The sequence below is a fragment of the Methylobacterium sp. Leaf99 genome (genome assembly GCF_001422375.1).
Lineage (GTDB): Bacteria > Pseudomonadota > Alphaproteobacteria > Rhizobiales > Beijerinckiaceae > Methylobacterium.
Genome location: NZ_LMMU01000007.1, coordinates 237,390 through 262,473, shown reverse-complemented (window position 1 = coordinate 262,473; position 25,084 = coordinate 237,390). Strand labels below are relative to the sequence as shown.

The following is a 25,084-nucleotide window of genomic DNA, read 5'->3' as shown; positions in this document are numbered from 1 at the left end:
ATGATGCCGTGGAAGTCGGTGGTTCGGCGAGCGTCGAGGGGACGCCCGCCTTGTCCGCCGTTCGATCGCGTTCAGTGCGTCCGGTTCTGGCGGTTCTCGATGAGATCCTCGACGACCGCCGGCTCGGCGAGGGTCGAGGTGTCGCCGAGCGAGGAGAACTCGTCCTCGGCGATCTTGCGCAGGATGCGGCGCATGATCTTGCCCGAGCGGGTCTTGGGCAGGCCCGGCGCGAACTGGATCAGGTCCGGCGACGCGATGGGGCCGATATCCTTGCGGACCCAGGCCACGAGCTCCTTGCGCAGGGCGTCGGACCCCTCTTCGCCCTCCATGAGCGTGACGTAGGCGTAGATGCCCTGGCCCTTCATGGAATGGGGGTAGCCGACCACGGCCGCCTCGGAGACCTTGGCGTGGGCGACCAGGGAGGATTCCACCTCCGCCGTGCCCATGCGGTGGCCCGAGACGTTGATGACGTCGTCGACGCGGCCGGTGATCCAGTAATAGCCGTCGGCATCGCGCCGGCAGCCGTCACCGGTGAAGTAGGTGCCCGGATAGGTCGAGAAGTAGGTCTGCTCGAAGCGCTCGTGGTCGCCGTAGACCGTGCGCATCTGGCCGGGCCACGAATCCTTGATGCACAGGTTGCCCTCGCAGGGTCCGTCCAGGGCCTTGCCCTCGGCATCGACGATCATCGGCTGCACGCCGAAGAACGGCCGCGTGGCCGAGCCGGGCTTGAGCCGCGTGGCGCCCGGCAGGGGCGTGATGAGGATGCCCCCGGTCTCCGTCTGCCACCAGGTATCGACGATGGGGCAGCGGGAATCGCCCACCACCTTGAAGTACCAGTCCCAGGCCTCCGGGTTGATGGGCTCGCCGACCGAGCCGAGGACCCGCAGGGACGACCGCGAGGTCCGCTTCACCGGCGCCTCGCCGCCACCCATGAGCGAGCGGATCGCGGTGGGCGCGGTGTAGAAGATATTGACCTTGTGCTTGTCGACCACGTCCCAGAACCGGGAGTTCGACGGATAGGTCGGGATGCCCTCGAACATCAGGGTCGTGGCGCCGTTGGCGAGGGGCCCGTAGACGATGTAGCTGTGGCCCGTGACCCAGCCGACATCGGCCGTGCACCAGTAGACCTCGCCCTCGCGGTAATCGAAGACGTATTGGTGCGTCATCGAGGCGTAGACGAGGTATCCGCCGGTGGTGTGGACCACGCCCTTGGGCTGGCCCGTGGAGCCGGAGGTGTAGAGGATGAAGAGCGGGTGCTCGGCCTCGACGGCCTCGGCCGGGCAGTCGTCGGTGACCTGGGCGGCGGCCTCGTCGTAATAGACGTCGCGGCCCGGCTCCATGGCGACGGCGGAGCCGGTGCGGCGCACGACGACGACGTGGTCGACGGCGTCCTTGCCGAGGCGCGCGATGGCGGCGTCCACGTTGGCCTTGAGCGGAACCTTGCGCCCGCCGCGCAGGCCCTCGTCGGCGGTGATGACGAGCTTCGAGGCGCAGCCTTCGATCCGGCCGGCGAGGGAATCCGGCGAGAACCCGCCGAACACGATGGAATGGATCGCCCCGAGCCGCGCGCAGGCGAGCATGGCGTAGGCGGCCTCGGGGATCATCGGCAGGTAGAGGGTGACGCGGTCGCCCTTGGAGACGCCGCGATTGCGCAGCACGTTCGCCATCCGGCAGACTTCGGCGTGAAGCTGGCGGTAGGTGATGTGCTTGGATTCCGTCGGGTCGTCGCCTTCCCAGATGATGGCGACCTGATCGCCGCGGGTCTCGAGATGGCGGTCGACGCAGTTATAGGCGACGTTGGTACGGCCGTCCTCGAACCACTTGATCGAGATGTTGCCCGGCTCGAAGCTGGTCTCCTTCACCTTCGTGAACGGCGTCGACCAGTCGATCCGCTTGCCGTGCTCGCCCCAGAAAGCCGAGGGGTCGTCGACGGAGGCCTTGTACATCGCCTGATACTTGGCGTCGTCGGCATGGGCACCCTCGGCCCACTCGGCGCGGACTTCCACCACCTTCTCGTCCATGGCGTTTTCCCTTGCGGTGCCCGATCGTATCGCGATGATCCGCGCAGCCGGGACTTCCTAAAAACCTTCTTAGGCGCAGGGAGATATCCACGGCAAGCGCCCAGCCCACTATACTTCGGGACGGGGTGCCCGAAGATGATGCGTCACAGCATTCCGATGCAGCCGGGGCGGATTCCCGCCCGATCTTGCGGTCGAGGGTGCGCGCCTGCCGGGTCGCCTGTGACGATTCCCGTCGGGGCTCGCCGTCCGGGGCACGGCCCGGGAAGAAGCGGGTGGAGACGGTCTGCAGCATGGGGCCCGCCCGGTTCGACGGGTCGCGCACCGCCCCGGTCGTTCGCCCGGTCAGGCGCGCCGGCTGGCCTGGGCCGCCGGAAACAGCATCTCCACCAGGGTGCCCTCGTCCTTGCGGCTGGTGATCCGGAACTCGCCGTGGTTGGCCTCCACCAGGGCCTTGATGATGGGCAGGCCGAGGCCGGTGCCGCCGCCGGGGCGCGGTCCCTGCACCGCGGCGGCGCGGTACGGCTCCAGCAGGGCGTCGACCTCGTCGGGGGACAGTCCGATGCCGGTGTCGCGCACCCTGAGGGCGATCTCGCCCCGGTCCGCCATGGTGGTGGAGACGATGACCTGACCGCCGGCTTCGGTGAAGCGGATCGCATTGGCGATGACGGTGAGGGCGGCCTGCCGCAGGGAGCGCTCGTCGGCGACGAGGGGCGCGAGGTCGGCGGAGAAGCTGGTGCGGACCACGATGCGCTCGCGGGCGGCCTCCGGCTGCATCTGGGCGACGCAGCGCGAGACGAGCTCGTTCAGGGGAATCTCGGTGAAGTCGAGATCGAGGCGCCCGGCCTCGATCCGCGCGAGATCGATGAGGTCGTCGATGAGGCCGACGACCTCCGCCCCGGACGTTCGAATGTCGTCGAGGTAGTCACGGTAGCGCTCGCTGCCCAGCGGACCGAACGGCTCCGTCAGCATCAGGTCGGTGAACCCGAGGATGCCGCTCATCGGCGTGCGGATGGCGTGGCTGATCCGGGTGAGGAACTCGGATTTCCGGGCGCTCGCCGTCTCGGCGCGGCGCAGGGCGTCGGGATCGGACGCCCGCGGATCGTCCGTCGTTGCGGCGTCCTTCGCCGGAACGGGCCGGAGGATCGCGCAGAGACGGGGCTCGGCCGTGCCCGGCACGGCCCGGACGTCGAGCCGGAGGGGGAGGGGGCCATCGGGCCCGCGGGCGATCACGTCGCGTGCCGCGCCCTGCGGCACGCCGTGGGCCACGGCCAGGACATCGACGGTGCTCTCGGGGGCGAACAGGCTCAGGAGACTCTCACCCACCACTTCGCGCGGATCGGCGCCGAACAGCGCGGCGGCGGCGCGGTTGAGGCCGAGGATGCGGGCGCTGCCGTCGAGGGTGACGACCCCCTCGTCGAGGGCATCGAGGATGCCGATGGCGTCGTGGGCGCGATGCGCGGCGAAATCCCGTGCGATCCGCTCCGCCGTCAGCGCGCGGGCCGGCTCGTCCGCCACCGCGTCGCGTGCGAGGAGGATCTCGGCCGGACGGCCGCACCAGTCGATGTCGGATCGCTGGAGGTCGACGCCGCGACGGTCACCCTCCCGCGTGGTGAGGATCGCCGGCGCATCGCTCGCGGTCCGCTCGTGGGGCGGCAGGCCCTGGAACAGGTGGGCGATGCCCCCGGCCGCCGCGAGGGCGTCGAGGTCCGCGAACCCCGCAAGGTCGAGGAGGGTCCGGTTGGCGAACAGGACGTCCGCGCCGCGGTAGACCAGAACGCCGGTGGGCAGGCGCTCCAGGGTGGCGACCAGGGCCGCCTCCGGCGCAGGAGGTTCGGGCGCGAAAGCTTCGGGTGCAGGCGGTTCCGGCGGCCTTGGCGGCGGCCCGGGAAACGGCATCACGGCGCCGCCCGACGTCCCGCGCTCATCCTCGGGCGACTCGGCGGACTCGTCGCCGGCGAAGCGCGCGCCGAGGGCACGGGCGATCTCGCGGAATGCCGCGTGCTCGTGCGTCGTCAGGGACGCGTCGACCTCCGGCTCCGGTAGCGTCGGCACCCCCTCGGGGTCGGAACGATCCCGGGGGAGCAAATCCGCGACCGCCGCCGGGGGAAGCGCTTCGTGGGACCCGAGCTCTAGCAACGTTTCGGGAGAGGAAGCTTCAGGAGATGAGGCTTCGGAGACGCTCACGGGATCGGCGCGGCGCACGACGCCGAAGCCGGCAAACCCGCGCATCGCCTGCCCGGCGGGCGCGAGGGGAACGCCGGACAGGTCGAGATCGACGATCCGGTCCGGGTCGTCGAGGCGGATGCCGAGGGGGATCGCGCGGAAGGTCCGGTGGGCGTCGAGGACCGCGATCAGCCCCTCGGCGTCGCGGGCGATGCCGGCCCGCGACAGGGCGGCCCAGGACCGCCCGAGGAGCGCACCGCGCAGGAGCGCCCCCGCCGGGCCGCCGAGCCGCACCAGGATTCCGGCCGCATCGGTCTGCCAGGTGAACCGCGGAACGGCGCCGGGTCCGGCGGCCGCGTCGTGGACGTCCGACCGGTCCACGGCCCCTTCCGCCGGCGCAGGCACCGGCACGGTCCCGACGGATTCAACAGGGCGAAGGCGCGGGGCAGGCTCCGTCAGGACCAGGACCAGGACCACGCGACCGTCGGAGACCGGTGCCCGCACGACGAAGCAGGTCGTCGGCGTGGCGAGGCCGCGGCGATCGAAGCGGATTCGCGCGAGGGTGGGCTGCGCCGTCGCCCGGATCTGCGCGTCGAGGCGAAGGCCGGCGGCGACGGCGCCATCCGCCCCCGCGATGGCGCGGGCCACGGGGGCGGCCGCCCGCGAGGCGTGGACGAGGCGCGTACCGGTCCCGTCGAGGATGATCAGGGCGCGATCGGGCCCGCGCAGGAACGGGCCGAGGCGCGGATCGCCGTCCAGGCCCCGCACCATCGCGTCCAGCGCCGCATCGTCCCTCAGGCCCGGCCCTTCGACCCCGTTTTCGAACATTCGCACCCAGTTCACGTGGCTGGCCTATGGAGAGGATGTTTTCTCTTTACCCCCGGCTGGGTGGGGAGTGGACATCAATCGGCGGCGCCACACGTTTACCTGTTGTCAATCTTAACGCACCCGCACAGGGTGGCATAGGGCGGACAGTGTGTTATTGTGCAGCGCACAACGAACGATCAACAAGTAGTCCAAGAGGAGAGGATGATGACCAGCACCCCGAATTATGAAGTCCCCGCCGAGATGCGCGACTTCGCCGAAAAGAGCGTCGACCAGGCGCGCAAGGCCTTCGACTCGTTCATCGGCGCGGCACGCCGCACCGCCGACACCGTTCAGGGTTCGGCCGAGACCGCCCGGACCAGCGCGCACGACGTGTCCGCCCGCGGCTTCGAGTTCGCCGAGCAGAACGTGACGGCGGCCTTCGATCTCGCCCAGAAGCTCGTCCGCTCGCGCGACCTCCAGGAGGCCATGCAGCACCAGGCCGAGTTCGTCCGCAGCCAGTTCGCGGCGATCCAGGCCCAGGCCAAGGAGTTCGGTGGCCTCGCCCAGACGGCGATGCAGCAGAGCGCCGAGAAGGCCAAGGGCGTCATGCAGGAATCGGCCGAGCATGCCCGCAAGGCCATGGAGCAGGGCGCCGAGGCCGCACGCAAGGCCGGTGCCGACACCGAGCAGGCCATGCGCAACGCCGGCAACAACTGAACGCCCGGCTTTCGAACCGTCCCGACGGCCCGTTCCGCCTCCGGCGGGGCGGGCCGTTCCATGTCGGAATGCGACGCGAAGCGCGGAGCGCGGGTCCCGCCCCGGACCGTTCCGGCCACGGGTTTTCGCGCCGGCCCCGCGGCAACCGGATTCCACTTCCCGGGGCGATGCTTTAACGGTTGCGCCCAGTCGGGCGTCCCGCCCGAGACGGACCGGATGGATCGAGGAGCGCGTATCCCATGCGACCTGCCTATCGAATCAGCGTGATGGTCGCGGCCCTGGCGGCAGCGCTCGGCTCCCAGGGCGCCAGCGCGCAGTACTACGACGACGGCTACGACCGGCCGCCGCCGCGCCGCTACTACGACGATCGCGGGCCGCCGCCACGGCGCGCCTACGGCGATCCCTACGCCCGCCCGGCCCCGCGCCGCGCTGCCACGGGTCTCAACTGCGATGCCGTCCAGTCGGGCCTCACCGGCTTCAAGCCGTATTCGTGCCCGCTGCCGGGACCGCGCCCCCTCGGGGTCCGCTGCTTCTGCGACATGCCCATCGCCTCGTTCAGCGCCCCGCAGACCGCCGTCGGCCGGGTGGTCCCGTAGGGCCACCGCCACGGCGAACGCGAAAGAGCCGCCCCGTCGGAAGACGGGGCGGCTCTTTCGTTTCCGGACGGGTGGTTCCCAGATCCGAAAAGATCAGTTCAGCACGACGACCTTGGCACCGACACGGACGCGCTCGTACAGGTCAGTCACGTCCTCGTTGGTCATCCGGATGCAGCCCGATGACACGGCCTGCCCGATGGTGTCCGGCTCGTTCGAACCGTGGATGCGGTACTCGGTGCTGCCGATGTACATGGCGCGGGCCCCGAGGGGGTTCTCGACGCCGCCGGCCATGTAGCGCGGCAGGTCGGGACGGCGGGCGATCATCGCGGCCGGCGGGGTCCACGACGGCCACTCCTTCTTGGCCGTCACGGTCTTGGTGCCCGACCAGGTGAAGCCGGGACGGCCGACGCCGACGCCGTAGCGAATGGCCTCGCCGTTCGGCATCACGAAGTATAGACGCCGCTCGGCCGTGGAGACCACGATGGTTCCGGGCTTGTAGTCGCCGCGGAAATCCACGATCTCGCGCGGGATCGGGGCGACCTGCGCCTGGGGGGCGGCCTGCACGCCCTGGCCGACGGTGCCCTGGTAGCCGTAGGGGCTGGCGCCGGTCTGGCCGTAGGCCGGGTCGGCGTAATAGTCGTCGCCGGCCTCGGTGCCGAAGGGATCGTAGGGGTTTGCCAGCACCGGACCGCTGGACAGAACACAGACGCTGAGAATGCCCGCGAGGGCGGAGGCGAAGGTCTTCATCGTGGATGCCTTACCTGAAGCGTAACCTTTGCTATACAAGCGTAGGCGTAGGCCGCCGGTTCCACGAGGCCCTGAAGATTTCGTTTCCCCGCGGGTCGGGCCCGGTCAGAACACCTCGTCGGTGTGCACGTCGAAGCGGGCGAGGTGGGCGTACCCGAAGTTCGTGGTGATCGCGACGTCCGTGGCGTCCCGGCCCCGGGCCATGACGATGCGGCCGATGCGCGGCGTGTTGTGGCGCGCGTCGAACGTGTACCAGCCGCCGTCGAGATAGACCTCGAACCACGCCGAGAAATCCATCGGGTCGGGGACGGGCGGGATGCCGATATCACCGAGGTAGCCGGTGCAGTAGCGCGCCGGGATGTTCATGCACCGGCAGAAGGCGACGGCGAGATGCGCGAAGTCGCGGCACACGCCCTGGCGCTGCATGAAGCCGTCCCAGGCCGTCCGGGTGGCATCGGCGCACATGTAGTCGAAGCGGATGCGCTCGTGGACGTAGTCGACGATGGCCTGCACCCGGCCCCAGCCCATGGGCGTCCCGCCGAACAGGGACCAGGCGGTCTCGGACAGCTTGTCGGTGTCGCAGTACCGGCTGCCGAGGAGGTAGACGAGGACGTCCGCCGGCAAGTTCTGGACCTCGATCTGCTGGGCGTAGGGCGCGTAGACGTCGGGCTGCCCGGAATCCTGCACGATGAAATCGGCCGAGATGGTCAGCCGGCCCACCGGCGTCACGATGCGCGTGAGGATGTTGTCGAACACGTCGCGGTACTCCTGCGACGGGATCGGCGGGTCGAAGGTGATCATGTGCGGCGTGAGCAGATCGGGCATCCGCGAGGGATGCACGCTCAGCGCCAGGATCATGGGTGTCGGCTGAACCGATTCGAAGGCGATGTCGAACCCAGTCCTGATCTTCATGATGCTCACCTGATCTCTCGAACCTGGAATGCCGTGCCCCGGAAACGATCGGGGGAATGCAGTAATCGGACCGTCAACGCGCGAGCATGGGATCAGGAACCCGGGCGTCGCTGGCGCTCGGCTCGACCTCGTCGACGGCGACGCTGACCGTCATGCCGAGGTCGTCGGCGGGAAATCCGAAGAAGGAGCCGTGCAGGGGGACCGCCTGGCGCGGGTCGCGGGCGACGGCGACGCGGATGAGGTCGCGGTTGCCGACGATGCCGTTGGTCGGGTCGAACTCGATCCAGCCGGCCCCCGGCAGGTAGACCTGGACCCAGGCATGGGTGGAGCCGCCTCCGACATGGCGCTCACGGTCGCCGCGCGGGTTGTAGAGGTAGCCCGAGACGAACCGGGCCGCCATGCCGAGGGCCCGCACCGCCTCGATCATCAGCACGGCGAAGTCGCGGCAGCTGCCGCGCTTGAGCCGCAGGGTGGTGACGGGGTCCTGCACGCCCTTCTCCTGGCGGGCGAGGTAGGCGAAGTTGCGCCGCACGCTGCGGGTCATCTCCGCGAGGAGCTCCTGGGTCGCGATCCGTCCCGTGGAGGGGACGAAGCCGCGGGCCCAGGCATCGACCTCGTTGCGCGGGTCGGGGTGCTGGCGCTCCATGGAGCGGCTGAGATCGGCGATGTCGTCGGCACCGTAGCCGAACGGATAGAGGGCCGCGTGCGGCGCCAGGGGAAAGTCCGGCGCCAGTTCGGGCGTGTGGTCGAGGGTGATGCTGCAGTCGAAGACGAGGGTGGAGGCCCGGCCCTGGAAGGCAGCCACGGCGACGCAATTGCCGAACACGTCGTGCATCCAGCGCAGGGAGACCGGCTCGGGCGTGATCTTGAGGGCCGCCGCGATGAGGCGCTGGTCGTAGCTGTCCCGCGGCCGGAACATGATCCGGTGCTCGCCGAAGCCCACGGGCTGACGGTAGCGGTAGGTGGTCATGTGGCGGACGGACAGGATCGGCACGGATCGGCTCCGCCGCGCCGGACAGCGCGGTCTCGTTTCCGATTAATGCAAGAGGTGCGCCCAGGCGAGATGGTGCGCTGCAAAATACGACGTCGTCAACGCAGGACCGGCTGCGGCTCGGTGCGAGCGCGTTCCGCCTCGCCGAGGAGGTCCAGGGGGCGCCAGGGCTTGGGAATGAACACCGCCTGCGGCGCAAGGGCCCCGGGGCGCTGGGTCCGCTGGCCGGATGTCACGACGAGGCGGGTCGTCGGCCACAGGAGGGCGATGGCGGACGCGAGCTGGACGCCGTCCATCACGCCGGCGAGATGCACGTCGGCGAAGACGAGGGAGACGTCGCCACCGCGCTCGCGCATGATCGCGATGGCCGCCTCGGCGCTGTCGCACCCGACCACGCCGAGCTCGGTTTCCTCGAGCAGGGCCTCGGCCAGGGCGCGGGTGGCCGCGTCGTCCTCCACCACGAGGGCGAGCTTGCCGGACTTGGCGGCGACGGGGCCGGCGGGGGGCACGGGCTCGGGCCGGCGTTCCTGCCGCTCGGGCTGGCGCACCTGCCGCACGAGGGCGGCCAGATGCTCGGGCACGCCCTCGGCGATGAGGTCGTCGTAGAACGAGGCCAGGGCCTGTCCGATCCGATCGAGGGACAGGCTGGGATTCAGGGTTTCGGCGGAACCGGGACGGCGTCCCACGGGCGTGAGCGAACGCGGCGAGCCGTTGATAGGGACCTCAGGATCGGCCAAGCGAAGCCTCCGGCGTTGGTGTCTGGGGGGGCCCGGACATCGGGCTCCCGGACAGTAAAGCCGGGACGGCGCCCTCAGTTGCCAGAAAATCCGATCCTCGGATGTCCGCCGATCCCGGGGATCACTCGGCCGAGGCGTCCGCGTAGGCCATGATTCCGGCCACGGAGCGGACATCGCGGTAGCGGGCGCCGCGTGCGCTCATCATCGCCTCGAACTTCTCGTGGACCTGGGCGACGGAGAGGCTGGTCGCCTTGCGGCGGCCGCGCTGGGCGGCGAAGAAGATGGTCTTGTTGGCCCGCGCCGGTCCCGGCAGCATCTGGGCGGCGGCGGCCTTGGGCTTGTCGGCGACGGTGGCGAGGAATTCCTCGGCATCGTCCGGTCCGAGGAAGTGGGCGAGGTAGACCTCCCCCAGGGACAGGTCGCGGCCGATGCGCAGGGCGATGCGGGCGGCGTCGCGCTTGAGCATCTCGCCGGCCATGAGGGCGGAGAGGTAGGGGTCGCGGCGCAGTTCGAGGATGCGGGTGCGCTCGGCGGGGTCGGCGACGGCGGGGCGTCCGTTGTCGCCCGTCACCACGAGGGCGGCGTCCTGGGTCAGCCCGTGCTTGGGACCGAAATCGCGCACCACCCCGAGCCAGGTCCGCTCGATGAACTGGAACAGGCCCGTGGCCGAGGAGGTCTGCGCCTGGACCTCGGTCTTGAAGCTCGATTCCTTGTCGGCCACCGCCATGAGCAGGACGGGGTCGGTCTGCACGGCCTGGGCGGCGCGGACGATCTTCTGCACCAGGTGGCGCCGGATCTTCATCGGACCGAATTCGAGGACGTCGTTGGGGTCGCCCACCGCGCTTTCGGTGATGAGGAAGTCGTAGGACACCCGGTCGACGGCGTTGGAGCCGAGTTCGGTGTCGAGGTCGTGGATGGGCGCGAAGGCCGCCGACGCCGTCAGGACGCTGGCGGGCGCGCCGAGAATCGCGGGGGGACCGACCTGGACCCGGGGCCGGGGCATGGCGACGGTGGTCATCGCCTGGGCCGACTGCACCACGCCGCCGAGGCCGGACCCGTTCGGACCGACGCCGTTGAGCAGGGCGACACTCAGGCCGCCGGCGAGCAGGGTCACCGACAGGACGGAGCGGATGAGGGCGGTGCGGCTGCCGTGCTCGCGGCCGACCCGGCCCCCGAGGGTGAGGGCGTCCGAGGCCGGAAACGTCGCGTTCGCGGTCGATCGCCCGCGCAGGGGACCCCTGACGGGGCCGGTGGCGAGGGCAGTCCGTGACGATCCGACCGTGCGACCCTGCATGTGCTCTTCTCGTCCCCGCGGCTGGTAACTCCGGGGACGGATTAACTTGACAGATGTGGCGACAACACGGCCCCGCCCGTGGCGAAGCCGTGGCGCCGGACTTTTCCTCAGCCGATGCGGGCCCGGAGGGCGGCCACGACGGCGTCGCCCATGCCGGCGGTGCCGAGGGCCTGCGTTCCCTCGGCGGCGATGTCGCGGGTGCGGGCCCCACTCGCGAGGGCATCCGTGATGGCGCCGTCGAGGAGATCGGCGGCCTCGCCGAGGCCGAACGAGTAGCGCAGGGCCATGGCCAGGGACCCGATCATGGCGAGCGGGTTGGCGAGGTCGCGCCCAGCGATGTCCGGGGCCGAACCGTGCACGGGCTCGTAGAGGGCTTTTCGCGAGCCCTTGGCATCGACGGCGCCGAGGGACGCCGACGGCAGCATCCCGAGGGACCCGGTGAGCATGGCCGCCACGTCGGAGAGCACGTCGCCGAACAGGTTGTCGGTCACGAGCACGTCGTACTGCTTGGGGCGGCGCACGAGCTGCATGGCGCAATTGTCGGCGAGCACGTGCTCCAGGGCCATGTCGGCGTAATCGGTCTGGTGGACGCGGGTGACAACCTCCTTCCACAGGACGCCGGACTTCATGACGTTGTGCTTCTCGGCCGAGGCGACCCGGCCCGAGCGCTTGCGCGCCAGATCGAAGGCGACGTGGGCGATGCGCTCGATCTCCCCCGTGGTGTAGACCTGGGTGTCGACGGCGCGCTTCGAACCGTCGGGGAGGGTGGTGATCTCCTTCGGCTCGCCGAAATAGACGCCGCCCGTGAGCTCGCGCACGATCATGATGTCGAGGCCCTCGACGAGCTCGCGCTTGAGGGCGGAGGCGTCGGCCAGCGCCGGGTAGCAGATGGCCGGGCGCAGGTTGGCGAACAGGCCGAGATCCTTGCGCAGGCGCAGCAGGCCCGATTCGGGGCGGATCTCGTAGGCGACCTCGGCCCATTTCGGACCGCCCACCGCGCCCAGGAGCACGGCGTCGGCGGCGTCGGCCCGGGCCAGGGCCGCGTCGGTGAGCGCCACCCCGTGGGCGTCGATGGCGCAGCCGCCGACGAGGTCGTGCTCGGTCTCGAACGCCGCGATGCCGGCCTGGCCGAGAAAGCCGATCACCGTCTCGACCTGCGCCATCACCTCGGGGCCGATGCCGTCGCCGGGCAGGAGGAGGAGCTTGTAGCTGGTCATGGGATGCACTCGCTTGGGCCAAACCGTATCGCGGGGCTGTATCCAGACCATCGGGGCATTGGCAAGCGCGTGACGCACGGCATAAAAACAGGGGTTGCATCATCGAGCCCGGTTCAACCCAAAAACGAATGTCTCCTGTGGCGATCCGCTTCTGAAGGTCGCTGCAAATCGTAGCCCATGGGCCACATGCATGGTAGATGTTCGACGAACGCCCGAGTTCGACCAGTGGCTCAGGCATCTGCGCGATATCCGGGCGAAAGCGCGGATCGCGCTGCGGATCGATCGGCTGATGCTGGGGAATCCCGGTGACGTGAGGCCCGTCGGCGAAGGCGTCAGCGAGTTGCGGATCGATGTCGGGCCCGGCTACCGCGTCTACTTCGTCCGTCGCGGCGATCTTTGGATCATGCTGCTGTGCGGAGGCGACAAGGGCGGCCAGGAACGGGACATCCGCCGCGCGAAGGCCCTGGCGAGCACCGTTTGAGGAGATACCGGCATGAGCGAGACGCAGCCCTACGACTCGGCGGACTATCTCGATACGAAGGAAGCCGTAGCGGAATATCTGTCAGCCGCCATCGAAGACGGCGATGCCGCCCTGTTTCGGACCGCTCTCGGCGTTGCGGCGCGGGCCTGTGGCATGACGCAGATCGCGCGGGAGGCCGGACTCTCCCGCGAAAGCCTCTACCGGGCGTTGTCCGATGACGGGAACCCGAGCCTCGACACCGCCCTGCGTGTCCTGAAAGCCATGAATATCCGGCTGTTCGCCCGCGCCGGAACCCTCGCGGACGCCGGGCAGCCCTAAGCGGCCGCCACCCACCGGCCCAGACACCGATGGGCGGGGCACGGTTGAACTCAGACCTTCCGCGCCACGGTGAACCGCGCCGCATCCCTAAGGATCTGCGCCCTGTCACCCCAGGCCGAGACGGCGTCCTCGCAGACGCCCACCAGCCGGTCGCACTCGGCGCGCGCGCCGTCGAGGCCGAGGCGGTCGACGAGGGTGGCCTTGCCGGCGTCCTTGTCCTTGCCCGTGGCCTTGCCCATGGCTTCCGCCGAGGCTTCGCGGTCGAGGATGTCGTCGGCGATCTGGAAGGCCTGACCGAGGGCGTGGCCGTAGCGCAGGAGCGCGCGGCGCTGGTCCGGCGTCGCGCCGCCGACGATGGCGCCGGCTTCCACCGAGAACGCCAGGATCGCGCCGGTCTTCATGGCCTGGAGCCGGAGGGTGTCGTCGACGGTGAGGGAGACCGGGCCGAAGCGCCCCTCCGCCCCGAGGTCGAGGAGCTGGCCGCCGACCATGCCGCCGAGGCCCGAGGCCTTGGCGAGGCCGAGCACGAGGTCGGCGCGGATGGCGGGGTCGGGCTGCCACGCCGAATCGGCCAGCACCTCGAAGGCCAGGGTCTGGAGCGCATCGCCGACCAGGATGGCGGTGGCCTCGTCGTAGGCCTTGTGGACGGTGGGCTTGCCGCGGCGCAGGTCGTCGTCGTCCATGGCCGGCATGTCGTCGTGGACGAGGGAGTAGCAGTGCACGAGCTCGATGGCCGAGCCGGCGGCGAGGGCGCCGGCCTCGGGCCCGCCGAGCATGCGGGCGGTCTCGACGGCGAGGAACGGCCGCAGGCGCTTGCCGCCACCCAGCACGGCGTGGCGCATGGCCTCCATGAGCCGCACGGGCCGGGTGATCTCGCCGGCTTGCGTCTCGGCGGTCAGGCGGTCGGCGAGCCAGGCCTCGACGGCGTCGGCCACCGTGGCGAGCCTGTGGGAAAACGCGTCGACCGGGGCATCCGCCTTGACCGAAGCGTGAGAACCTTGCGTTGACGTCATGGTCGGGCGGGCCTTCGGAAGTGGGAACGTGGCGCGAGTGCGGGAGGTTCGAATTCAGGACGAGGCGGAGCGAGCCGAACAGCCCCTGCGCCGCCGGTCGCCGCAGGCGGCCGCACGGCCGGCGCGCGGCCGGAGCCTGCGCCGGATCGTCGGCCTCGTCCTGCTGCTGCCCGCCCTCGCCCTGGGGTTCCTGCTCGCCATGGCGCTCGTCTATAGCGCGGTGACCCCGCCCTCAACCCTGATGCTCGGGCGGTGGGCGGTCTTGAAGCCCGTGGACCGGCAGTCCGTGGCCCTGGCGGCGATCTCGCCCCACCTCGTCCAGGCGGTGATCGCCTCGGAGGACCAGCGCTTCTGCCTGCATGCCGGCGTCGATTGGGGCGCCCTGCGGGACGTGGTCGACGACGAGGAGGGCCCGAGCCGGGGCGCCTCGACGATCTCGATGCAGACGGTGAAGAACGTGTTCCTGTGGCCGGGCCGCTCGGTCCTGCGCAAGGGCCTGGAAATCCCCCTGGCCCTGGCGACGGACGCCCTGTGGGGCAAGCGCCGGATGCTGGAGGTTTACCTCAACGTCGCCGAGTGGGGGGAGGGGGTGTTCGGGGCCGAGACCGCCGCGCAGCGCTGGTTCGGCAAGCCCGCCCGCGACCTGACGCGCGGGGAGGCGGCGTTGCTCGCCGCCGTGCTGCCCAACCCGATCCTGCGCAATCCGGCCCTGCCGTCACGCGGGGTGCGGGCCCAGGCCGCCCGCATCCAGGCGCGGATGAACGGGGTCGGCGGCCTGATGGGCTGCCTCAAGCGGTAGCCTCCGGCCCCCGTGTCGCCGGAGGGGAAGTCGTGTCATAGAGCCGTTCGAAACCGAGGACCCGGCCCGATCGCCAAGGGCCGCATCAGGGACGGACAGCACGTTGGCCGACGCGAACACCTTCGAACTCACCCTGGAGCGCATCGCGCTGATCCGCCGGATGGTGGTGGCCTGGAACCGGGAGGGCGCCGGCGCCCCCATCGTCCACCCGGACGCGCCCTACGGCAGCACCGACCGGGACGGCGACATCTTCAACGTCACCGGCGACGACGACGGGGCGGACGAGGAGCACCGGGCGCTCGGCGACGGCCTGGCGGTGTTCTGCGCCAACGCCGTCCTGAAGCCGGGGCGCTACGCCTACCACAACACCCTGGCCAAGCTCGATTCGTCGGATGTCGGCGACGTGTTTCGCGACGACGCCACCGGCGAGACGCCCGAGCACGTCACCTTCGACGTCACGGCGGAGCACATCGCCCTGGTCCGCGGCCTCGCGATCCGCTGGGATGCGAGCCGCGACGTGCCGGCCGTCGATGCCGATGCGCCCTACGGTGCGCGCACCGGCCTGCCGGAGCAGCACCACGAGATGCAGCCGGCCCTCCAGATCTTCCTGCGCTACGCCGACCTCGGCCCCGGCGCGTTCCGCCGCGCCGCCGAGGGCTGGCGACCGGTCTGACCCCGCGGCCGGGCCCGGCGGAAAGGACGCAGCCACGAACGTCCGGTCGGCACGGACGTTAGCGAGGGGAATCGTGCGGTGGTGCGCCCGATCGTGCCGGGGATGTGACGGATGATGCAACGCTGGCCGAGCCGGATCTGGATCGTCCGCCACGGCGAGAGCGCCGGCAACGTGGCCCGCGATGCGGCCGTCGATGCGGGCCTGACGCGGATCGACATCGCGGAGCGCGATGTGGACGTCCCCTTGAGCGATCGCGGCCGGCAGCAGGCCACGGCCCTCGGACGCTGGTTCGCAGCCATGCCGGACTCCGAGCGCCCGAACGTCGTCCTGACCTCCCCCTACGCGCGGGCCCGGCAGACCGTGACCGGCATCCGGGACGCCGGGGGCGTCGCCGGCGACGCGTCCCGGGATTTCGTCGACGAGCGGCTGCGCGAGAAGGAGCTCGGGCTCCTCGATCGCCTGACCCGCACCGGCATCGAGGAATTCCATCCCGAGCAGGCGCAGCTGCGCGCGCGCCTGGGCAAGTTCTACTATCGCCCCACCTGCGGCGAGAGCTGGTGCGACGTGATCCTGCGCCTTCGCGGGGCCATGGACACCGTCTCCCTGCATCACGGCGAGAAGCGCGTCCTCATCGTCGCCCATCAGGTCGTCGTGCTCTGCCTGCGCTACCTCCTCGAGAACATGACCGAGGCGGAGATCCTGGGGATCGATGCCGAGGGCGACGTCCTGAACTGCTCGGTCACCGAGTACGGATTCGCGGCGGAGGCCGGTTCCACCGGGCGACTCGCCCTCGAGCGCTACAACTTCGTGGCGCCGATGGAGCAGGCCGGCGCGCCCGTCACCGCCGAGTTCTCGAAGGAGGATGCTCGATGACCGGGACCCGGCTCACGGCGGAGCGGCTGCGGGAGCTTCCGCTGTCGACGCCCGAGGCGGGCAGCAAGGACGACCGCGGCAGCGTCCTCGTCCTCGGCGGCTGTGCCGAGGTGCCGGGTGCGGTGTTCCTCGCCGGCATCGCGGCCCTGCGGGCCGGCGCGGGCAAGCTCAAGATCGCCTCCGTCCGCAGCGTCGCCACGGCGATGGCGCTGGCCGTGCCGGAGGCGATGGTGATCGGACTGCCCGAGACCGAGGCCGGGGAGATCGATCCGCACCCGTCCGCCGCCAGGGTCGTCGAGGCGGCCGAGCCTTGCGACGCCGTCCTCGTCGGCCCCGGGATGAACACCTGCCCGAACACCACGATCCTGGCCTGCGCACTCCTCTCGGATCGGCCGGACACCGCCTACGTCCTCGATGCCGGGGCGATCTGCGGCCTCGACCCCGAGATCGTGCGCGCCCTCGGCCGGCCTCCCATCATCACGCCCCATGCCGGCGAGATGGCGCAACTGCTCGGCTGGGGGCGGGATGCCGTCGAGGCAGACCCCCTGCGGGCGGCGCGCCATGCGGCGGAGCGGCTGCGGGCCGTGGTGATCATGAAAGGCGCCGAGAGCTGGATCGTGGCCCCGGACGGCACGTGCTGGAACTATGGCGGCGGCGGGGTCGGCCTCGCCACCTCCGGGTCCGGCGACGCCCTCGCGGGCATCGTCGCCGGCATCCTGGCGCGGGGTGCCGACCCGTTCATGGCCGCGCTGTGGGGCGTCTACCTGCACGGCGAGGCGGGGGCCCGCCTCGCCGCCTCGGTCGGGCCGGTGGGCTTCCTGGCGCGCGAGATCTCCGGCGAGGTCCCGCAGATCCTGCGGACCTTCGCCAAAACCGCATCGGCTTAGCCGGCTCTTCGCGGACGGGTCCCCGCCCGGGGCGGGGACCCGACGCGCGGGGGCCTTACGCGCCGAGCTTCTTCTTGCGCTGGGCCAGGGTGCGCAGGCGGAGCGCATTGAGCTTGATGAAGCCCGCCGCGTCGCGGTGGTCGTAGGCGACGGCGCCCTCCTCGAAGGTGACGAGGTCCTGGTCGTAGAGGGAGTTCGGGCTGGTGCGGCCGATGACGTGGATGCCGCCCTTGTAGAGCTTCAGCCGGACCTCGCCGGTGACCATCTCCTGGCTCTTGTCGATGAGGGCCTGGAGCATCTCGCGCTCGGGGCTGAACCAGAAGCCGTTGTAGATCAGCTCCGCGTATTGCGGCATGATCTGGTCCTTCAGGTGCGCCGCGCCCCGGTCCAGGGTGATCGACTCGATGGCGCGGTGGGCCGGCAGCAGGATGGTGCCGCCCGGCGTCTCGTACATGCCGCGGCTCTTCATGCCGACGAAGCGGTTCTCGACGAGGTCGAGGCGGCCGATGCCGTTGTCGTGGCCGAGCTGGTTGAGCTTGGCCAGCAGGGTCGCGGGCGACAGCGTCTCGCCGTCGATGGAGACAGCGTCGCCCTTCTCGAAGCCGATGGTGACGATGGTCGGCGTGTCGGGCGCTTCCTCGGGCGAGAGGGTGCGCGAAAACACGTACTCGGGCACCTCGTCGGCGGGGTCCTCCAGCACCTTGCCCTCGGAGGAGGCGTGCAGGAGGTTCGCGTCGACGGAGAACGGGCTCTCGCCGCGCTTGTCCTTGGCGATGGGGATCTGGTGCTGCTCGGCGAAGGCGATGAGCTGCTCGCGGCTCTTCAGGTCCCATTCCCGCCACGGGGCGATCACCGTGACGTCGGGCTTGAGGGCGTAGTAGCCGAGCTCGAACCGGACCTGGTCGTTGCCCTTGCCGGTGGCGCCGTGACAGACGGCATCGGCGCCGAGGCGCTCGGCGATCTCGATCTGCTTCTTGGCGATGAGCGGCCGGGCGATGGAGGTGCCGAGGAGGTAGACGCCCTCGTAGACGGCGTTGGCGCGGAACATCGGGAAGACGTAGTCCCGCACGAATTCCTCGCGCAGGTCCTCGATGAAGATGTTCTCGGGCTTGATCCCGAGAAGCTCGGCCTTGGCCCGCGCCGGCTCCAGCTCCTCGCCCTGGCCGAGATCGGCCGTGAAGGTGATGACCTCGCAGCCGTAGGTGGTCTGAAGCCACTTGAGGATGATCGAGGTGTCGAGGCCGCCCGAATAGGCGAGCACGACCTTGTTGACGGGCTTCGGATTCGCGTCGGTCATCGGACTCGCTTCGGGTTGGAACGGGTATCGGAAGGGGCTGGTCGCGGCTTATCAGCGGACCGCCGATCGGTGCAACCGTCGTGCCGCGGGCGCGTTCGCTCCCGGTGGACACGGCTCCCGCGGCCTTGCTGGAACCACCGTGACGGGCGAAGCTCGTCCCCTCACCAAATCCGGAGTTTCGACGTATGCCGCGCCGGCCGACCCTCGAATTCTGGTACGAGTTCGCGTCCACCTACTCCTACCTCGCGGCCATGCGGATCGAGGCCCTGGCGGATGCGGCCGGGGTCGAGGTGCGCTGGCGCCCGTTCCTCGTCGGCCCGATCTTCGCCGCGCAGGGCTGGAATTCGTCGCCGTTCAACCTCTACCCGGCCAAGGGCCGCCACATGTGGCGCGACGTCGAGCGCGAGGCCGCGCGCCTCGGCCTGCCGTCGGTGACGCGCCCCGATCCGTTCCCGCAGAACAGCCTCAGCGCCACGCGGGCCGCCACCTACGGCATGGACCACGACTGGCTCGTGCCGTTCTCCAAGGCGGTCTACGAGGCGGCGTTCGCCCGCGGACAGTCCATCGCCGAACCGCCCGCCGTGGTGTCGCTCCTCAACGGCCTCGGCCTCGACGGGACGATCATCCTGAAGCAGGCGGCGGCCGAATCGAACAAGGGGCGCCTGCGCGTCAACGGCGAGGAGGCGCGCTCGCGCGGCATCTTCGGCGCACCCACCTTCCTCACCGGCGACGGCGAATTGTTCTGGGGCAACGACCGCCTGGAACAGGCCCTGGCCTGGGCTGCGGGCGACCGGCCCGGAGCGATGCGCGAGTAGACGTTTCGTCCCGGGCCGATCGGGACTAGAAACCGGGCCGATCGTTCCTCGCTCCCGGGCCACCCCATGCGCTTCGACCGCCGGCACTTCCTCGCCTCCACCGCCGGCCTCGGCCTCGGCCTCCTCGGGGCCGGCCGGGCCTCCGCCCAGGGCTACGGCCAGGCCTACAAGGTCGACAGCGACGAGGGTCGGCCCGTGGCCAACACCCGTCTGCCGGGCGAGATCGTCGGCGAGATCCCGGGGCTGAAGGGTGTGACCTATGTCGGACCGGCCGAGGCCGAGACGACCCTGTACGAGTTCTTCGACTACAATTGCCCGTACTGTCGCAAAGCCGCCTCCGACATGGTGTCGCTCGCCGAAAGCGACCCGACCCTGCGGATCGGCCTCGTCAACAATCCGATCCTGTCGCCGCAATCGGCCCAGGCCGCCAAGGTGGCCCTGGCCGTCCAGCGCAAGCTCGGCTCGGCCGCCGCCTGGAGCTTGTACAGGACCCTGCTGGCCGGGCGCGGCACCATCGACGGGACCGGGGCCCTGAAGGCGGCGGCCAAGCTCGGCGTGCCGTCGGCCGAGCTGGAGGCCATCGGCGACAGCGAGGAGGTCCGCCTCGCCCTCAAGGCGCAGATGCGGATGGCGGCCGATCTCGGGCTGGCCGCGACCCCGTCCTACGTGCTCGGCAACACCGGACTCCTCGGCCATCCCGGCGCCAAGTCCCTGGCCCGGATGATCGCCGCCACGCGGCGCTGCGACCGGATCGCCTGCTGAACCCGCCTCACCTTCGCCACCGTTTGGCGCGACCGATGCCGTCGCGTTCCGCCGCACTGCACAAGCCGGCGCGTCCCCGTCCGGGCCGCGCTGCGCCCTCCCGCCGTCCCCCGCCAGCGTGGCCGTTCGTCTTGCGCCCCCACAACCCGCATGCTAGGCCCTCGCCGCGCCGGAAGGGCGGGTTTTTCCATGACCCGCGCAGACCGGCACGTTCCCAATCCTGACGGTTTCGCACGCCTGCGCCGGACACGGTACACGGCGGCCGGAACCCTAGGGCCGGATTGAAGAGAGAGCGGCGCGTGGCGCAGAACGGTTCCGAGGCGGCTTCCCCGGTTGCAGGCGTGGCGGCGCGCTACGCGTCGGCCTTGTTCGAGCTGGCACGCGACGAGCGCGCCGTCGATGGCGTGGCGGAGAGCCTGGAGCGCTTCGGCGCCCTGCTCAACGAGAGCGCGGATCTGCGCCGCCTCGTGCGCAGCCCGGTCTTCTCCGGCGCCGAGCAGGAGGCCGCCATCGGGGCGATCCTCGACAAGGCGGAGATCACGGGTCTCGGCGCCAACTTCATTCGCCTCGCCGCCGCCAACCGCCGCCTGTTCGCCCTGCCGGACATGATCCGCGCCTTCCGCGTCCTGGTGCGGGACTCGAAGGGCATCGTGCGCGCCGAGGTCAGCGTCGCCGAGCGTCCCTCCGATGCGGTGATCGAGGAGATCAAGGCCAGCCTGCGCGACGTCGCCCGCGCCGAGATCGACCTCGACCTCCGGATCGACCCGAGCCTGATCGGCGGCCTCGTCGTCAAGATCGGCAGCCGCATGGTCGACGCGTCCCTGCGGACCAAGCTCAACGGTATTCGCCTTGCCATGCGGGAAGCCCGGTAGGACCCCGCCAGGGTTCCTCCGCTCCCGTCCCAGACCCATTCCTAACGACAACGACAAGAGGCCCGACGATGGACATCCGCGCCGCCGAGATCTCCGCGATCCTGAAGGATCAGATCAAGAATTTCGGCCAGGAAGCCGAAGTCTCCGAGGTGGGCCAGGTCCTGTCCGTGGGTGACGGCATCGCCCGCGCCTACGGCCTCGATAGCGTCCAGGCCGGCGAGATGGTCGAGTTCGAGTCGGGCGTGCGCGGCATGGCCCTCAACCTCGAGCAGGACAACGTCGGCATCGTGATCTTCGGGTCCGATCGCGACATCAAGGAAGGCCAGACCGTCAAGCGCACCGGCGCCATCGTCGACGTGCCCGTCGGCAAGGCGCTGCTCGGCCGCGTCGTCGACGCCCTCGGCAACCCCATCGACGGCAAGGGACCCATCGCCACCACCGAGCGTCGCCGCGTCGACGTGAAGGCCCCCGGCATCATCCCGCGGAAATCGGTCCACGAGCCGATGGCCACGGGCCTCAAGGCCATCGACGCCCTGATCCCCGTCGGCCGCGGCCAGCGCGAGCTCATCATCGGCGATCGCCAGACCGGCAAGACCGCCATCGCCCTCGACACGATCCTGAACCAGAAGCCGGCCCATGCCGGCACCGACGAGAACGCCAAGCTCTACTGCGTCTACGTTGCCATCGGCCAGAAGCGCTCCACCGTGGCGCAGTTCGTGAAGTCCCTGGAAGACAACGGCGCCCTCGAATACTCCATCGTCATCGCCGCCACCGCCTCGGACGCGGCGCCGATGCAGTTCATCGCGCCGTTCGCCGGCTGCGCCATGGGCGAGTATTTTCGCGATAACGGCATGCACGCCGTGATCGTGTACGACGATCTCTCCAAGCAGGCCGTGGCCTACCGCCAGATGTCCCTGCTCCTGCGCCGCCCCCCGGGCCGCGAGGCCTATCCCGGCGACGTGTTCTACCTGCACTCGCGCCTGCTCGAGCGCGCCGCCAAGATGGGCGACGCCGCCGGCAATGGCTCGCTGACCGCGCTCCCGGTCATCGAGACCCAGGCCAACGACGTCTCGGCCTACATCCCCACCAACGTGATCTCCATCACCGACGGCCAGATCTTCCTCGAGACCGACCTGTTCTACCAGGGCATCCGCCCGGCCGTGAACGTCGGCCTCTCGGTCTCCCGCGTGGGCTCCTCGGCCCAGACGAAGGCGATGAAGAAGGTCGCCGGCAAGATCAAGGGCGAGCTCGCCCAGTACCGCGAGATGGCGGCGTTCGCCCAGTTCGGCTCGGACCTCGACGCCTCGACCCAGAAGCTCCTGAACCGCGGCTCGCGCCTCACCGAGCTCCTGAAGCAGCCGCAGTTCTCGCCGCTGAAGATGGAAGAGCAGGTCGCGGTGATCTATGCCGGCGTCAACGGCTACCTCGACGCCCTGCCGGTCTCGAAGGTCCGTCCGTTCGAGGACGCCCTGCTGTCGACCCTGCGCACCAAGCACGCCGACCTGCTGACCAAGATCCGCGACTCGAAGGATCTGTCGGACGACAGCGCCAAGACGCTCAAGGGCGTCGTCGAGGGCGTGGCCAAGTCGCTGGCTTGAGCCTGAACGACCCTCGGCCGGTCCCCACGGACCGGCCGAACGTCAGTGTGAACGAGGCGCCCGGAAGGCCGGGCCCTCTTCGAGCCGCAGCGGATGGATCTGGAAGACACCCATGGCGAGTTTGAAGGATCTGCGTAACCGCATCGCTTCGGTGAAGGGGACGCAGAAGATCACCAAGGCCATGCAGATGGTCGCCGCCGCCAAGCTGCGGCGCGCCCAGATGGCCGCCGAGAGCGCGCGTCCCTACGCCGAGAAGATGTCCCAGGTGCTCGGCAACCTCGCCGCGAACCTCGTCGGCGGCGTCCAGGGTCCGAAGCTCCTGTCCGGCACCGGCGCGGAGAAGACCCACCTGCTCATCGTCTGCACGGCCGATCGCGGCCTGTGCGGCGGCTTCAATTCGTCCATCGTGCGTCTGGCCCGCGAGCACATCCGCCGGCTCACCGCCGAGGGCAAGACGGTGAAGATCGTCACCGTGGGCAAGAAGGGCTACGACCTCCTGCGCCGCCAGTACCGCGATCAGATCGTCGAGAACCGGGACCTGCGCGGCAACAGGCCGGTGGATTACGAGTTCGCCGCCGAGATCGCCGACAGCGTCATCGCCCGCTTCGAGGCCGGCGAGTTCGATGTCGCGACGCTGTTCTACTCGCGTTTCCGCTCGGTGATCGCGCAGGTGCCCACCGCCCAGAAGCTGATCCCGGCCGAACTGCCCGTGACCGGCGCCACCGCCCCCGACGCCGCCCTGCAGTTCGAGCCGAACGAAGAGGCGATCCTCGACACCCTGCTGCCGCGCAATCTCACGGTGCAGGTGTTCCGGGCCCTCCTCGAGAACGCCGCCTCCGAGCAGGGCGCCCGCACGGGTGCCATGGACTCCGCCACGCGCAACGCCGGCGAGATGATCAAGAAGCAGACGCAGATCTACAACCGCACGCGTCAGGCCATGATCACCAAGGAACTCATCGAAATCATCTCGGGCGCCGAGGCCCTCTAGGCCGCTCCGGCACCCTGACCGCAACATCGTCGAAGGACCCGTATCATGGCGAACACCGCTACCCCCGGCGCCGGCTCCAACAAGGTCGGCCGCATCACCCAGGTCATCGGCCCCGTGGTCGATGTTCACTTCGACGGCCACCTGCCGGAGATCCTGAACGCCCTCGAGACCAAGAACAACGGCAACCGCCTCGTCCTCGAAGTCGCCATGCAGCTCGGCGAGAGCACCGTGCGCTGCGTCGCCATGGACACGTCGGAAGGCCTCGTGCGCGGCCAGGAAGTCACCGACACCGGCGAGGCCATCAAGGTCCCCGTGGGCTTCAACACCCTCGGCCGCATCATGAACGTCATCGGCGAGCCCATCGACGAGGCCGGCCCTATCGTCTCCGAGACCCTGCGCGCCATCCACCAGCCGGCGCCGTCCTATGCCGAGCAGTCCACCGAGTCGCAGATCCTCGTCACCGGCATCAAGGTGGTCGATCTTCTGGCCCCCTACGCCAAGGGCGGCAAGATCGGCCTGTTCGGCGGCGCCGGCGTCGGCAAGACCGTGCTGATCATGGAGCTCATCAACAACATCGCCAAGGTGCACTCCGGCTACTCGGTGTTCGCCGGCGTCGGTGAGCGCACCCGCGAGGGCAACGATCTCTACCACGAGATGATCGAGTCCAAGGTCAACATGGACCCCAAGGAGAACAACGGCTCGGCCGAAGGCTCCAAGTGCGCCCTCGTCTACGGCCAGATGAACGAGTCGCCGGGCGCCCGCTCGCGCGTCGCCCTGACCGGCCTCACCATCGCCGAGGATTTCCGCGACCAGGGCCAGGACGTGCTGTTCTTCGTGGACAACATCTTCCGCTTCACCCAGGCCGGCTCGGAAGTGTCCGCGCTTCTCGGCCGCATCCCCTCGGCCGTGGGCTACCAGCCGACGCTCGCCACCGACATGGGCGCCCTGCAGGAGCGCATCACCACCACCACCAAGGGCTCGATCACCTCGGTGCAGGCCATCTACGTGCCGGCCGACGATCTGACCGATCCGGCGCCCGCCGCCTCGTTCGCCCACCTCGACGCCACCACCGTGCTGTCGCGCTCCATCGCCGAGAAGGGCATCTACCCGGCCGTGGACCCGCTCGACTCGACCTCGCGCATGCTCAACCCCGCCGTCCTCGGCGAGGAGCACTACGCCGTCGCCCGTCAGGTCCAGCAGACCCTGCAGCGCTACAAGGCCCTGCAGGACATCATCGCGATCCTGGGCATGGATGAGCTCTCGGAAGAGGACAAGCTCACCGTCGCCCGCGCCCGCAAGATCGAGCGCTTCTTCTCGCAGCCGTTCTCGGTGGCCGAGATCTTCACCGGCTCGCCGGGCATCCAGGTCCCGCTGGCCGACACCATCAAGGGCTTCAAGGGCCTCGTGAACGGCGACTACGACGACCTGCCGGAGGCGGCGTTCTACATGGTCGGCACCATCGAGGACGCCAAGGAGAAGGCCAAGAAGATCGCCGCGGCGGCCTGA

24 protein-coding genes are annotated in these 25,084 nt (G+C 70.1%); 14 read left to right on the top strand and 10 right to left on the bottom strand.

Annotation, left to right across the window (positions count from 1 at the left end; all coding sequences use genetic code 11):
• Positions 1-71: 71 nt before the first annotated feature.
• Together acs and ASF28_RS12295 are read right to left on the bottom strand one after the other, a co-directional pair.
• Positions 72-2,021: an acetate--CoA ligase gene (acs, locus tag ASF28_RS12300; protein ID WP_056092700.1), complete on the bottom strand. Its 1,950-nt coding sequence runs from the start codon at positions 2,019-2,021 to the stop codon at positions 72-74.
• A gap of 342 nt (positions 2,022-2,363) precedes the next feature.
• Positions 2,364-5,012: a PAS domain-containing sensor histidine kinase gene (locus tag ASF28_RS12295; protein WP_056092697.1), complete on the bottom strand. Its 2,649-nt coding sequence runs from the start codon at positions 5,010-5,012 to the stop codon at positions 2,364-2,366.
• 204 nt (positions 5,013-5,216) lie between these two features.
• Between ASF28_RS12295 and ASF28_RS12290 the strand changes: the two genes are divergently transcribed.
• Both ASF28_RS12290 and ASF28_RS12285 read left to right on the top strand, forming a co-directional pair.
• Positions 5,217-5,708 (top strand): phasin, encoded by a 492-nt coding sequence (locus ASF28_RS12290; RefSeq protein WP_056094122.1) that lies wholly within the window; start codon positions 5,217-5,219, stop codon positions 5,706-5,708.
• Positions 5,709-5,947: 239 nt separating this feature from the next.
• Complete coding sequence (locus tag ASF28_RS12285; protein WP_056092696.1) at positions 5,948-6,304, top strand: hypothetical protein; 357 nt, start codon at positions 5,948-5,950, stop codon at positions 6,302-6,304.
• Positions 6,305-6,397: 93 nt separating this feature from the next.
• Here ASF28_RS12285 and ASF28_RS12280 read toward each other — a convergent pair whose 3' ends face one another.
• The 6 genes from ASF28_RS12280 to leuB form a co-directional block, all read right to left on the bottom strand.
• Positions 6,398-7,051, bottom strand: a complete 654-nt coding sequence (locus ASF28_RS12280) for a L,D-transpeptidase (RefSeq protein ID WP_056092693.1) — start codon at positions 7,049-7,051, stop codon at positions 6,398-6,400.
• Positions 7,052-7,156: 105 nt separating this feature from the next.
• Entirely contained in the window at positions 7,157-7,963 is an 807-nt protein-coding gene (locus tag ASF28_RS12275; protein WP_056094119.1) for a transglutaminase-like domain-containing protein, read from the bottom strand.
• Between the two features lie 73 nt (positions 7,964-8,036).
• Positions 8,037-8,957, bottom strand: a complete 921-nt coding sequence (locus ASF28_RS12270) for a transglutaminase family protein (RefSeq protein WP_056092690.1) — start codon at positions 8,955-8,957, stop codon at positions 8,037-8,039.
• A 95-nt stretch (positions 8,958-9,052) separates the two neighbouring features.
• Entirely contained in the window at positions 9,053-9,598 is a 546-nt protein-coding gene (locus ASF28_RS12265) for a response regulator (protein ID WP_056094116.1), read from the bottom strand.
• Positions 9,599-9,812: 214 nt separating this feature from the next.
• Complete coding sequence (locus tag ASF28_RS12260) at positions 9,813-10,985, bottom strand: transglycosylase SLT domain-containing protein (protein WP_056092688.1); 1,173 nt, start codon at positions 10,983-10,985, stop codon at positions 9,813-9,815.
• A 107-nt stretch (positions 10,986-11,092) separates the two neighbouring features.
• Entirely contained in the window at positions 11,093-12,202 is a 1,110-nt protein-coding gene (gene leuB / locus ASF28_RS12255; protein ID WP_056092685.1) for a 3-isopropylmalate dehydrogenase, read from the bottom strand.
• A 190-nt stretch (positions 12,203-12,392) separates the two neighbouring features.
• On the opposite strand from leuB, the gene ASF28_RS12250 reads away from it, so the two are divergent.
• On the top strand, positions 12,393-12,683 hold the full coding sequence (locus ASF28_RS12250; RefSeq protein ID WP_056092682.1) for a type II toxin-antitoxin system RelE/ParE family toxin: 291 nt from the start codon (positions 12,393-12,395) through the stop codon (positions 12,681-12,683).
• A 12-nt stretch (positions 12,684-12,695) separates the two neighbouring features.
• On the top strand, positions 12,696-13,001 hold the full coding sequence (locus ASF28_RS12245) for an addiction module antidote protein (protein WP_056092679.1): 306 nt from the start codon (positions 12,696-12,698) through the stop codon (positions 12,999-13,001).
• A 50-nt stretch (positions 13,002-13,051) separates the two neighbouring features.
• Here ASF28_RS12245 and ASF28_RS12240 read toward each other — a convergent pair whose 3' ends face one another.
• Entirely contained in the window at positions 13,052-14,014 is a 963-nt protein-coding gene (locus tag ASF28_RS12240) for a polyprenyl synthetase family protein (RefSeq protein WP_056092676.1), read from the bottom strand.
• Between ASF28_RS12240 and mtgA the strand changes: the two genes are divergently transcribed.
• The 4 genes from mtgA (at position 14,013) to ASF28_RS12220 (ending at position 17,246) form a co-directional block, all read left to right on the top strand.
• Positions 14,013-14,813: a monofunctional biosynthetic peptidoglycan transglycosylase gene (gene mtgA, locus ASF28_RS12235; protein WP_056092672.1), complete on the top strand. Its 801-nt coding sequence runs from the start codon at positions 14,013-14,015 to the stop codon at positions 14,811-14,813. The genes ASF28_RS12240 and mtgA overlap by 2 nt on opposite strands.
• A gap of 103 nt (positions 14,814-14,916) precedes the next feature.
• Positions 14,917-15,486, top strand: a complete 570-nt coding sequence (locus tag ASF28_RS12230) for a hypothetical protein (RefSeq protein WP_056092671.1) — start codon at positions 14,917-14,919, stop codon at positions 15,484-15,486.
• A gap of 111 nt (positions 15,487-15,597) precedes the next feature.
• Positions 15,598-16,359: a histidine phosphatase family protein gene (locus ASF28_RS12225; protein ID WP_056092668.1), complete on the top strand. Its 762-nt coding sequence runs from the start codon at positions 15,598-15,600 to the stop codon at positions 16,357-16,359.
• A complete protein-coding gene (locus tag ASF28_RS12220; RefSeq protein ID WP_056092666.1) occupies positions 16,356-17,246 on the top strand; it encodes an NAD(P)H-hydrate dehydratase in 891 nt (296 codons plus the stop codon). The genes ASF28_RS12225 and ASF28_RS12220 overlap by 4 nt, the downstream gene beginning before the upstream one ends.
• Positions 17,247-17,301: 55 nt before the next feature.
• Here the strand turns inward: ASF28_RS12220 and ASF28_RS12215 are convergent, their stop codons facing one another.
• Positions 17,302-18,543, bottom strand: a complete 1,242-nt coding sequence (locus ASF28_RS12215) for an argininosuccinate synthase (RefSeq protein WP_056092663.1) — start codon at positions 18,541-18,543, stop codon at positions 17,302-17,304.
• A 185-nt stretch (positions 18,544-18,728) separates the two neighbouring features.
• Between ASF28_RS12215 and ASF28_RS12210 the strand changes: the two genes are divergently transcribed.
• The 6 genes from ASF28_RS12210 to atpD all read left to right on the top strand — a co-directional run bounded on the left by ASF28_RS12210 (position 18,729) and on the right by atpD (position 25,084).
• Positions 18,729-19,358 (top strand): 2-hydroxychromene-2-carboxylate isomerase, encoded by a 630-nt coding sequence (locus ASF28_RS12210; RefSeq protein WP_056092660.1) that lies wholly within the window; start codon positions 18,729-18,731, stop codon positions 19,356-19,358.
• Positions 19,359-19,424: 66 nt separating this feature from the next.
• On the top strand, positions 19,425-20,120 hold the full coding sequence (locus tag ASF28_RS12205) for a DsbA family protein (RefSeq protein ID WP_056092658.1): 696 nt from the start codon (positions 19,425-19,427) through the stop codon (positions 20,118-20,120).
• 299 nt (positions 20,121-20,419) lie between these two features.
• Positions 20,420-20,992, top strand: a complete 573-nt coding sequence (locus tag ASF28_RS12200) for a F0F1 ATP synthase subunit delta (RefSeq protein WP_056092655.1) — start codon at positions 20,420-20,422, stop codon at positions 20,990-20,992.
• Positions 20,993-21,060: 68 nt separating this feature from the next.
• Positions 21,061-22,590: a F0F1 ATP synthase subunit alpha gene (gene atpA, locus ASF28_RS12195; protein ID WP_056092651.1), complete on the top strand. Its 1,530-nt coding sequence runs from the start codon at positions 21,061-21,063 to the stop codon at positions 22,588-22,590.
• A 112-nt stretch (positions 22,591-22,702) separates the two neighbouring features.
• A complete protein-coding gene (locus tag ASF28_RS12190) occupies positions 22,703-23,578 on the top strand; it encodes a F0F1 ATP synthase subunit gamma (RefSeq protein WP_056092649.1) in 876 nt (291 codons plus the stop codon).
• A 45-nt stretch (positions 23,579-23,623) separates the two neighbouring features.
• Positions 23,624-25,084 carry a F0F1 ATP synthase subunit beta gene (gene atpD, locus ASF28_RS12185; RefSeq protein WP_056092646.1) on the top strand — a complete coding sequence of 487 codons (1,461 nt, stop codon included), beginning with the start codon at positions 23,624-23,626 and terminating at the stop codon, positions 25,082-25,084.